6 protein-coding genes and 3 pseudogenes are annotated in these 10,944 nt (G+C 63.5%); 3 read left to right on the top strand and 6 right to left on the bottom strand.

The window, feature by feature from the left end:
* Positions 1-132: 132 nt before the first annotated feature.
* From EN749_RS21110 to EN749_RS21100, 3 genes and pseudogenes are all read right to left on the bottom strand, one after another.
* Positions 133-390: pseudogene (locus EN749_RS21110) on the bottom strand (sugar ABC transporter substrate-binding protein); the annotation flags it as partial.
* A 39-nt stretch (positions 391-429) separates the two neighbouring features.
* Entirely contained in the window at positions 430-1,194 is a 765-nt protein-coding gene (locus EN749_RS21105; RefSeq protein WP_127381266.1) for an ATP-binding cassette domain-containing protein, read from the bottom strand.
* On the bottom strand, positions 1,191-2,357 hold the full coding sequence (locus tag EN749_RS21100; RefSeq protein WP_128289767.1) for an ROK family transcriptional regulator: 1,167 nt from the start codon (positions 2,355-2,357) through the stop codon (positions 1,191-1,193). Before EN749_RS21100 ends, EN749_RS21105 begins: the two co-directional genes overlap by 4 nt.
* Before the next feature lie 220 nt (positions 2,358-2,577).
* Between EN749_RS21100 and EN749_RS21095 the strand changes: the two are divergent.
* Positions 2,578-3,755: pseudogene (locus EN749_RS21095) on the top strand (M24 family metallopeptidase).
* Entirely contained in the window at positions 3,742-4,971 is a 1,230-nt protein-coding gene (locus tag EN749_RS21090) for an amidohydrolase (protein ID WP_128363887.1), read from the top strand. The pseudogene EN749_RS21095 and the gene EN749_RS21090 overlap by 14 nt, the downstream one beginning before the upstream one ends.
* Before the next feature lie 49 nt (positions 4,972-5,020).
* Here the strand turns inward: EN749_RS21090 and EN749_RS21085 are convergent, their stop codons facing one another.
* Positions 5,021-6,325, bottom strand: coding sequence for a M23 family metallopeptidase (locus EN749_RS21085; RefSeq protein WP_128289768.1), 1,305 nt, complete (start codon positions 6,323-6,325; stop codon positions 5,021-5,023).
* Positions 6,326-6,476: 151 nt separating this feature from the next.
* Positions 6,477-6,944: a peroxiredoxin gene (locus tag EN749_RS21080; protein WP_127395577.1), complete on the bottom strand. Its 468-nt coding sequence runs from the start codon at positions 6,942-6,944 to the stop codon at positions 6,477-6,479.
* A gap of 95 nt (positions 6,945-7,039) precedes the next feature.
* Here EN749_RS21080 and EN749_RS21075 point away from each other — a divergent pair, with 95 nt between their 5' ends.
* Positions 7,040-10,420: a DUF3971 domain-containing protein gene (locus EN749_RS21075; protein ID WP_128363886.1), complete on the top strand. Its 3,381-nt coding sequence runs from the start codon at positions 7,040-7,042 to the stop codon at positions 10,418-10,420.
* Positions 10,421-10,426: 6 nt separating this feature from the next.
* Here the strand turns inward: EN749_RS21075 and EN749_RS21070 are convergent.
* Positions 10,427-10,944: pseudogene (locus tag EN749_RS21070) on the bottom strand (tyrosine--tRNA ligase); the annotation flags it as partial.

The raw sequence follows: 10,944 nt of genomic DNA, 5'->3' as shown, positions 1-10,944 counted from the left end.
GACGCTGAACGCCGACAACAAGACCGACGCCCAGCAATCGCAGATGAACGACGTCATCGCGCTGAAGCCGGCGGCCATCATCCTGGCGGCAGTCGACTTCAATGCCCTGAAACCGTCGATCGAGGCGGCCCGGGCCGCCGGCTTCAGCGCGATGACGTCGTTCATCTGCGATTGCTGGGCGTCGGTCTTGTTGTCGGCGTTCAGCGTCTTCATCTCGTAGCCGGTCTGCTTCAGGAACAGTTCCAGCGCGCTCACCGAGCCGGTCTGGAACTCGTCCAGCAGGGTCGGCACCATATAGTAGACGATACCCTTGGACTGGGCGAATGCCGGCGTGAGCGTGGCAAAGGCCAGTGCAAGGATACCGAAGACAGCAAGAAGTATTCGCTTCATGTCGTTCGCTCCTCTTAAGCCGGACCCCTCTTTTGTCCCTCAGCCTGTCGGTCCGGCACCGGCAAGCGTCTCACCGGTGATCATGTTGATCACCGCATCGGGACTTGTTTTATTGCGTGCGACATCGCCGGCCACAACGCCCTGGCGGATCACCACGATCCGGTCGGCGACCTGAAAAGCCTGCTGCATGATATGGGTGATGATGACGACGCCGATGCCCTGGTTCGCCACCTGGCGGATCATGTCGAGGCCGCGCCGTGTCTGTTCGACGCCGAGGGCGGCGAACGGTTCGTCGAGCAGCACCAGCTTGCCACCCCAGTGCACGAAACGGTTGAGCTCGATGGCTTGCCGCTGGCCGCCCGAGAGATGCTCGACATTGGCCCGCAGCGAGGGAATGCGGGTGCCGGCATTGGCCAGCGCCTTTCCAACGACGGCTTCCATGGCGTGCTCGTCGAGCACGGGAATGCCGAGAAACTTGCGTGTGATCTCACGGCCCATGAAGAAATTGGCGACCACGTCGACATTGGTGCACAGCGAGAGATCCTGATAGACGGTCTCGATGCCCGCGGCCTTGGCCTCGGCCGGTGATTTGGCAAGGAATTCCTTGCCCTCGAACAGCATGCGACCCGACGTCGGCTCCAGTCCGCCCGATATGATCTTCACCAGTGTCGATTTGCCGGCGCCGTTGTCGCCCAGCAGCGCCACGACCTCGCCCTTGCCGATCGAGAAGCTGATCCCCTTGAGCGCTTCGATCGCGCCATAGTTCTTGGTGACGTTGTCGAGCACCAGCAGGGGTTCACTCATGCCGCAATCTCCCTGCCTTTGAGAAGGTCGCGCTCGCGTTCGCGTTCGGCCGCGAACATCTGCCCGAAGCGAGGTGACAGCACCCCGGAAACCGCAAGGGCGGCGGCGCCGCGCAGCACGGAATGCTGTCCGCCGCGCGCGACCACAACCCTGGGCGTCGTGCGGTCCTTGCGGGCCGAGACGGAGTTGTGCAGGCCTCCGGCCGAACCAGCCAGCATTTCGAGCAGGTCGGTGGACGCTAGCCCGCCGAGGATGACCGTCTCCGGGTCGAACAGGTTCTCGATGACGGCGACGGCGTTGTGAAAGATCGGTGCGACTTCGGCGACCCAATCCGCCTCGCTGCCGTTCCAGCGCCGGAGTGCCTCGAGCGACAAATATCTTTCGAGACAGCCGCTGTTGCCGCACGGGCAAGCCTCGCCGCCCGGAATAACGGGAATATGCCCGATCTCGCCGGCATTTCCCCAGGCGCCGCGCAAGGCGCTGCCCTCATGAACCATGACGCCGCCAAGGCCAACGCCGAAATAGAGATAGTAATATTCGGAAAACTGGGCGCCGAGGCCGTAGAGGCGCTCGCCCATGGCGGCCGCTGCCATATCGGTTTCAAAGAAGGCCGGTAATCCGGTGGAGGCCGCCAGCCGTTCGCGCAGCGCCACATCCTTCCAGCCGGTCATGGTGGTTGGCCCGACGAAACTCATGGACTCCACGTCGAATGGGCCGGGCAGGGCCATGCCGACCCCGAGCACCCGCCCGCCAGCCCGCAGTCTGGTCAATTCCACCACCATCGCCCCGATCAGTTCGAAGGCGTGGTCCGGCGTCGCATTCGGCGCTTCGCGGTAAATGCTCTCGATCACGTCGCCGCTCAGATTGATCAAGGCGGCGCTGATACCAAGCGGAGTGATGTGGATGCCGACGGCATAGCCGCCCTCGGGGTTGATCCGCAGCGTCGCCGGCGGCAGGCCGCGCCCCTTCGGCTCTTCGCGCAGCGACAGGATGTAGTCCTGATCTTCCAGTTCGCGAACGATGGTCGATACCGTCTGGACGGTGAGGCCGACGCGCCGGGCGATCTCGCCGCGGGCGATCGGTCCATGAAGGCGGATGGACTCAAGCACGATGCGCCGATTGTACGGCCGCCCGAACTCCTGATTGGTCCCCCGCAGTGCCATGCCTTGCGCCCCTTAGGAGAGCGCAGCTTTGCATTGCTTATTTATTCAGTCAAATGGAATTCAAAAATAAATTCACGACGAAGTTTCCAGGGAAGGCCGTGGAGGGCCTATTCGGTTCAGGACCTGCCCACGCGTCGCCCTGGCCGATTGCCGCCGTGGCGAAACCCCTTCAATGGTGAGCGAACCCCGCGACCGTTGATCTGACAAAGATGGAGCAAAGATGATCGAATTGCCGTTTGCCCGCGACGAGTACCAACAGCGGCTTCGCAAGATCCGCACCGAGATGGCGAAGCGCGGTCTCGAGCTCCTTGTCGTCAACGACGTTGCCAACCAGCATTACATCACCGGCTATGATGGCTGGTCGTTCTACACGCCGCAGGTGGTACTGGTTCCAATCGAGGAGGTCGAGCCGGTCTGGATCGGGCGCGCCATGGATGCGGCCGGCGGTCTTCTGACCGCCTGGATGAAACCGGAAAACGTGGTTGGCTTTCCGGAAGATCATGTTCAGCGCGTCGATCGCCATCCCATGGACTGGATCGCGAACTGGATCGTCTCGAAGGGCTGGGGTAGCAGCATATCGGCATCGAACTCGAAGCCTACTATTTCTCTCCGAAAGGGCATGCCCGGCTTGTCGCGGGACTGCCCAATGCGAAATGGCACGATGCCGACCTGCTGGTGAACTGGATCCGCGCGGTCAAATCGGCGCCCGAGATCGCGTATTTGCGCAAGGCGTCCATCTTGGCCGAAGCGGCCGTCACGCGGGCCTTCGAGGTGATCGCACCGGGTGTTCGCGAGTGCGATGCCATCGCCGCCATCCAGGCGGCGCAGATTGCGGGCAGCCCGGATTTTGCCGGCGACATCACCGCTCTTCCCCCGACAATCCTCGGTGGCGAGAATGCCTCGGCGCCGCACATCATGTGGAGCGACAGGCGGTTCGGAGACAACGAGACGATTGCGCTGGAACTTGCCGGCGTCTGCCGCCGCTATGCCGCCGGCCTCGCCAGGACCATGCAGCTTGGCAAGACGCCGACAAATGTTTCGGACACGGCAAAAGCGGTGATCGAGGGCATGGATGCGGTGCTCGACGCGGTCAGGCCAGGAACATCAGCCGAAGCCGTCGAAGCCGCCTGGCGCAAGGTCATCCAGCGCTACGGACTGAAGAAGGAATCGCGCATCGGCTACTCCATCGGCGTCGCCTATCCGCCGGACTGGGGCGAGCATACGATCAGCCTCAGGCCGGGCGACAAGACCGTGCTTGAACCGGGCAATGTCGTTCATTCCATCCTCGGCATGTGGATGGATGGCTGGGGCATCGAGATCAGCGAGACCATCCTGGTCACCGAAACCGGCCATGAGACCCTGACGAAGTTCCCGCGAGAGATCCATGTCAAATCCTGAGGGTTCGGCCACGGCGGATGGTGTTGCGAAAACCGTGACGACCGATATCGACGCCGGAATTCTCGATCGGATGATCGAGGTCCGCCGCCATCTGCACCGCAATCCCGAGCTTTCGAACCAGGAGGCCGGCACGCAGCGCTATCTCAGGCAGATGCTCGTGGATCAGGGAATTGCCGACATTCGCGACGTTGCCGGCTTTGGCCTTGCCGTCGATATTGTCGGCACCGGCAAGCCGTCAAATCGAAAGATCGCCATTCGCGCCGACATCGATGCCTTGCCGATCGAGGAGGAGTCCGGCGTCGATTATGCATCGACGAATCCAGGCGTGATGCATGCCTGCGGTCACGACGCCCATGCATCGATGGCTTTCGCAGTGGCCGCGCATCTTCACCGGTCGCGGGACAGTTTTGGCGGCACCGTTCGCCTGATCTTCCAGCCGGCCGAGGAAGACGAACCGTCGGGCGGCAGGCGGGTGGTGGAAGAGGGGCTTCTGGACGACATCGACGCCGCGATCTGCGTCCACGTCGATCCCTACACGCCGTCCGGCAAGATCGCCGTCGGCTTCGGTCCATACACTCTGGCCTGTGACACGTTCGATGTGGTCGTCATCGGCTCGGCCGCGCACGCGGCAAAACCGCATGAAGGTGTCGATGCGTTGGCCGTGGCCTGCTCCCTGGTGAGCGAATTGCAGAAGATCGTTTCGCGCGAGATCGACCCGTACGACCCGCTGGTGATTTCCGTGACGGCCATCAATGGCGGCAACGCCTATAATGTCACCGCCGGCAAGGTCACGTTGAAAGGCACCATCCGCAGCGGCAGCGATGCAACCCGCGAGCGGGCCTGGCGCCGTGTTCGTACGATAGCCGAGGGTACGGCGACGAGCCACGGCGCGCGTGTCGAGGTCGACATCCACAAGGGCGAACCGGGTGTCGTCAACGATGTCGAGATGACTGAGCTGATTGCCGCCAGCGCCAAGGCCTGCATCGGTGCCGACAACGTCCTCAGCGCGCCCGGATGGACCATCGCGGACGACTTTGGCTACTACAGCGAGAAACGTCCTTCGGTCTATTTTCGGCTGGGAATCCGAAACGAGGAGATCGGATCGGTCTTTCCGCTCCATCACGCCCGGTTTCGTGTCGACGAGGCCGCGTTGAAGGTCGGTGCGATCACCCTGGTTGCGGCAGCGACGGCGTTTCTGTCGATGGAAGCGCCTTAGTCAGCCATCATGATGGTCATCGGCGCATGGGGCAGGAGCCCAGGATCGCTTACAGATACTGCGCGACCTTCTTGCCGACCGTGAGGAAGCGCAAGGGATCGATCGCTTCGCCATTGTGGCGGACTTCGTAGTGCAGATGCGGGCCGGTCGAGCGGCCGCTGCTGCCGGTCTTGCCGATGACGGCGCCGGCGTCCAGTTTCTCGCCGACGGTGACGTCGATCTCGCTGAGATGCCCGTAGCGTGTCGCAAAGCCATTGCCGTGGTCGACTTCCACCATGCGGCCATAGCCGCCGTTCCAGCCGGCCTTGGTGACGGTGCCGGGTGCGGTGACCTTGGCGGCCATGCCGATCGGGGCCCTGAAATCCATGCCGGAATGCAGTGCCGCGGTGCCGAGGATCGGGTCGGTGCGCACGCCGAACGGGCTGGTGACGGAGTGGCCTGGTGCGGGGTTGGTCAGCGGCAGCTGGCGCGCTTCCTTCTTGAGATGGTCGAGGGCGTCAAGCGCTTCGTCCAACTCTTTGACCTTGCTGTCGAACATCATCGAACTGTCGAGCGGGATCAGCGGTCCGCCGACATCGCTGTCGCCCTTGCCAAAGTCGCTGTCGACGGGCAGTCCGGCCGCCTCGAGCGCCTGGGTAATGGCATCGGCGCTCTTGTAGGCATTGTCGGCAAGCGTGCTGATGCGGGTCAACTGGTCGCTCTCTATGGATTTCAGCGACTGGTTGATCGAGACGAAGAGCTTGTCGGCACGATCGGCGGCTGAATCGTTGGGCAGCGGATCGGAGCGGGTCGACCACAGCGAGAACGGCCTTGTGTCGCCGGCGCCGGGACCGGCGCTCAGGCTGGCGACCGCATAGTTCCGCGCGGGCTCCTTGATACTGCCGGTCACTTCGGCGCGTTTGTCCGGCTTCGCAACCGCTGCCGGATCTTCGGCCGGCGCTGCCCCGACCTCGCTCTCGGCGCGTTCGAGCAGCGGGCCAAGGCGGCCGTGACGCTGGCTCAACTGGCTCTGCCGTTCAAGCAGTTCGCTGACCTTGGTTTCCATCAGCTGCTGGTCGAGCAACTGCCGGCTGGTGATGCGGTCGACCTGGGCGCGAAGCGCCGAAATGCGATCTTCATAAGCTTGCTGCATGCGCGCCTGGCGCGCCGTGGTGGCGCCTATCAGATCGTCGCGCAGCACCAGATAGGAGGTGGCCATGAGGTAGCCGACGGCAATGGCGGCGAGCGCCGAGCCGATAAAGGCCGCCAGCCACGGTCGGATCGTGAAATGCCTGATCTCGTTGCCCCGGGCGATGATGACCGTATGGGGCTCCTTACGCCTGCCGAAGACTGCGGACTGACCGGTTGCGTTCACGGGACCAAGCTTTCGTTTACGACACCACGACAGCTTGACTACACATTATTAAGGTTAACAAAGGCTTGCAGCGCCGGCTTGCCCGCAGCGAACGCCCGCCAAGCGTGCATATGGTTGTAAGGGAAACCGGGCCAACCTCGCCGACAAAACCTCAAAGCGCGCGAACGGCCTCGAGCACCTCTTCCGCATGGCCCTTGACGCGGACCTTGCGCCAAATCCTGGCGATCCGCCCGTCGCGGCCGATCAGGAACGTCGCGCGCTCGACGCCCATATACTTGCGGCCATACATCGATTTCTCGACCCACAGATGGTAGGCTTCGATCACCTTGCGCTCCTCATCGGCGGCGAGGTCGATGGTGAGATTGTACTTGGACTTGAACTTGTCGTGCTTCTTGACGGGGTCGGGCGACAGGCCGAGCACCACGGCGCCGGCCTTCTCGAAGTCCGGCTTCAGCTGCGAGAAGCTGATCGCCTCCTGCGTGCAGCTTGTTGTGTCGTCCTGCGGATAGAAATAGAGCACGATGGGCTTGCCGGACGATGCGGCAAGGCTGACTGATCCGCCGCCGTCCCGCGGCAGGTCGAATTGCGGCGCGAGATCGCCTACGTCGAGGTCAGCCATACCGATGCCCTTGTTTGAGGTTACGCGCGAAGCCACACCGATATAGTGTCGGACGGGGATTCGTCCACGATCGAGTTCGTACAACGGAAAATTGCGTGGATCAGGAGCGACCGCAGCACGAGAAGATCCGGTTCAGGCGTGATGAGATCACCGACCTGGGGACCTTTCCGTCCGCCTGCCGTGTGCCGCCGCTCGGTCAGGCTTCGATCGGACGCGGTTTTCGCATCCTGTCGCGACTGTTCGCCGGTCTGGTCGCTTTCGTGCTGCTGGCCGCCGTGCTCGTTTATCTGGTTGGCGCCTCCGGCATCGGATCCGACCGGCTTCGCACCGAGGCGGAAACGGCGCTTGAGAAACTGGCGGGCATCGATGTCAATGTCGCGGTCGGGCCTGCCCGCATCACGCTCGACGGTTCGAGTTTCATCGCGCTTCAGGTCAGCGACGTCAGCTTGAAGACATCGGACGGCAAGCCGATGGCCGATGCCGGCCGCGTGCGCTTCGGCGTGCGTCTGTTCCCGCTGCTGTGGGGAGATGTGCGGCTGACCAGCGCCAGGATCTCGGATGCCCGCATCGTCGTGGCGGCGATGCCGTCAGGCGGCGACTGGACCGCCGGCCTGCGCAATGCGGACGGCCTCATCGATCCGGAGAAGCTGTCCGCCGCGGTGTTCGGAAACATCAACCACGCACTCGATGCCGTGCGGGAGGATTCGCTGCGCCGGATCGACCTTCGCAATGTCGAATTCGTGCTGCCCGAAACCGGAGCGATCAAGCTCGTCAAGATCACCGACGCCACCGTCGTGCAGTCGGGCCCGGGCGGCATGCAGTTCTCGTCCACGGCGGACATCGACGGCAGGACGGCTACCGTTGCCGCTTCCGCCTCCCGCGATATCGCGGCGCACCGCGTCACGGCACTGGATGCGAGCGTCGATCTGGCCGATACCGGCGACATGGCGGCCGCTGCCGGCAAGCTGGGAACCGTCGCGCTGAAGCTGACGGGATCGGAAGGGTTCGGCGCGAACGCATCGCGGCTGACGGCCGCTTTGTCGTCGACGGGTTCTGTCCTCGATCTCGGCACGCGAGGACTGCTGCCGGCGGACGTCGATATCAATGCGATGCTGGTTGCGGGCAGCAACAAGATCCAGGTCGACAGATTGCTGCTGAAGACCGGCCGCTCGACATTCGATTTCGCCGGTTCGATCGGGCCGAAGCCGGCAAGCGGAGCGGTGGGTGAAGAACCCTCCTATCGCTACGACCTGACCAGCGACGGATCGTCGCTTGCGCCTTCGGAGTCGCCCGAGCCGGCGCTCACCTTCCTGGCCCGGATTGCCGGCGTCTACAACACGGTGAGCCACAAATTGGTCGCCGAGCAGATCGCGCTCCGGTCCGCCGGCTCCGGCGAGATGCTTGGCACCGCCGCCGTGGCGTTCGTCGACGGCAAAGTGCCGGGGATCAATCTGGCGTTCAACATCCACGACATGCAGGTCTCTCACGTCAAGCAGCTGTGGCCGTGGTTTTCGGCGCGCAATGCCCGGCTCTGGGTGCTGGCCAATCTGTTCGGCGGCCGTGTCGTCGACGCCAACCTTCAGTTCCAGGTGGTGCCGGGCCGCCTGGGCAACGGCGTGCCGCTTTCGGCCGATGAGGTGTTCGGCCGCTTCCAGATCGAGGGATCGCGCTTCGACACCGCCGGCCGCATCCCGCCGATACGCGACGCGGTCGGCGTCGTCGGTTTCCACGGCAACGATGTCGATATCTCGCTATCCTCGGGCACCGTCTACATGCCCAGCGGCCGCACCGTGGCGGCCAGCAACGGCACGCTGACGGTCAAGGCGGCCAACCGCCCGCCGGTCGTCGGCGCGCTCGATATCGACGTCGACGGCGAAGCGTCGGCCGTCGCCGAACTCGCATCCTACGAGCCGATCAACGCCATGCGCCATGTCGGCATCCTGCCGGAAGACCTGTCGGGCAGCGTCACCGGCCACGTCAAGGCGGATATTCCGCTGCAGTCCGGTGTCGACTCCTCGAAGCTCGATTGGCTGGTGTCGCTCGACTACAGCGGCATGTCCTTGGCCAAGCCCTTCGAGGGCCAGATCGTGACGGATGCCGACGGCTCGATCACGGTCGATCCGGAGAAGGCGGTGATCTCCGCCAAGGCATTGCTGAACGGCATTCCGGCCGAACTCGATCTGGTCGAGCCGCTCAGGGATGACGGGCCGGCGCGCAGCCGCAAAGTGGCTCTGGTGCTTGACGACAAGATCCGCGCCGCCGCCATGCCCGGCCTGAAGCCGCTGCTTGCCGGAACGGTGAAGGTGGCAATCGACAAGAACGGCGGCGGCGACCAGAACGTCTCGGCCGATCTGACCAACGCCAGGCTGGACATTCCCTGGGCCGGCTGGAGCAAGGGGGCAGGGGTTCCTGCCAATGTCACCTTCGTCATGACCAAGTCCGGCGACACCACGACGCTGTCCGACTTCGATCTCGACGGAAAGTCGTTCTCCGTCGACGGCAGCATCGTGCTGGTCAATGGCGCCTTGTCGTCGGCGCGGTTCAGCAAGGTCACCTTGAACAGGGGCGACGACGTTGCCGTGTCGGTGAAGCGGTCCGGCAAGGGCTATGCGGTCGACATATCGGGCAACGCGCTCGATGCCCGCTCGCTGATCAAGCAGTTCACCTCGGACGTCGACACGGCTACCAAGACCACCGGTTCCGATGCCATTTCCGTCAGCGCCGATGTCGATCAGCTGACCGGTTTCCATGACGAGCAACTGTCCAATCTGAAGCTCGACTACAGTGCTGCCGGTTCGCGAGTGAACGGGCTGAAGGTCAGCGCCACGGCAAGTTCGGGCGCCGCCATTTCAATCAGCAACACCACCGGTGCCGGCCGGCGCGCGCTCAACATGCAGTCCGCGGACGCCGGCGCCATCCTGAGATTCCTCAATATCTACGAGCATATGGAAGGCGGAACGATCACCCTGGCGCTTGCGGGGCCGAGCGACGGATCGCTGAGGGGCAAGGTCGACACCAGCAACTTTTTCGTGGTCAACGAACCGAAATTGGCCTCCATCGTCTCGACCACGCCGGCCGGTGACAACCGCAGCCTCAATCAGGCGGTCAAAGGCAAGCTGGATACGTCGCGGGTGAAGTTCGAACGCGGTTACGCCGAGATCGACAAGGGCAGCGGCTATCTGAAACTGGCCAATGGCGTGCTGCGCGGACCGCGCATCGGCACGACGTTCCAGGGCACGCTCTACGACCAGAACAACAACATGGACATGACCGGCACATTCATGCCGGTCTATGGCCTCAATCGCATCTTCGGCGAATTGCCCATCGTTGGCGCGTTGCTCGGCAATGGCCGTGACCGTGGCCTGATCGGCGTCACCTACCGGCTCAAAGGCAATGCCAACAAGCCGCTGCTGGACATCAATCCGCTGTCGGTGATCGCGCCCGGAATATTCAGGTCGATTTTTGAGTATCGGTGATCGAGCTCAAATCGGCCGTATCAGAATGTGTTTTTTCTTGCCCAGAGAAAGCTTTACGACGTTTTCCGGACTCAAATCCTGAGGAGTCACCAAGCGGCGCTCGTCGCTCACCAGCTCGTCGTTCAGGCGCACGGCACCGCCCTGCACATGCCGCCGCGCTTCGCCGTTCGATGCCGCCAGTCCGGCGGTGACCAGCAGCGACAGGATGCCGACGCCGGTTTCAAGCACCGTTTTGTCGACCTCGACGGTCGGCAGCGACTCCGCGAGCGCGCCTTCCTCGAACGTCTTGCGCGCCGTATCGCTGGCTTGCTCGGCGGCTGCACGGCCATGCAGCAGGGCGGTGATCTCGGTGGCGAGGATCTTCTTGGCCTCATTGATCTCGGATCCGCCGAGCCGTTCGAGCCGCGCCACCTCGTCCAGCGGCAGCGTCGTGTAGAGCTTCAGGAAGCGCGCGACGTCGGCATCCTCGGTGTTGCGCCAGTACTGCCAGAATTCGTAGGGGCTCAGCATCTCCGCATCTGTCT

It is taken from the genome of Mesorhizobium sp. M7A.F.Ca.ET.027.02.1.1 (genome assembly GCF_004022985.1).
Classification (GTDB): Bacteria; Pseudomonadota; Alphaproteobacteria; order Rhizobiales; family Rhizobiaceae; genus Mesorhizobium.
Note: the sequence above shows the minus strand (reverse complement) of the source record. Positions and strands in the feature narration are given on the sequence as shown.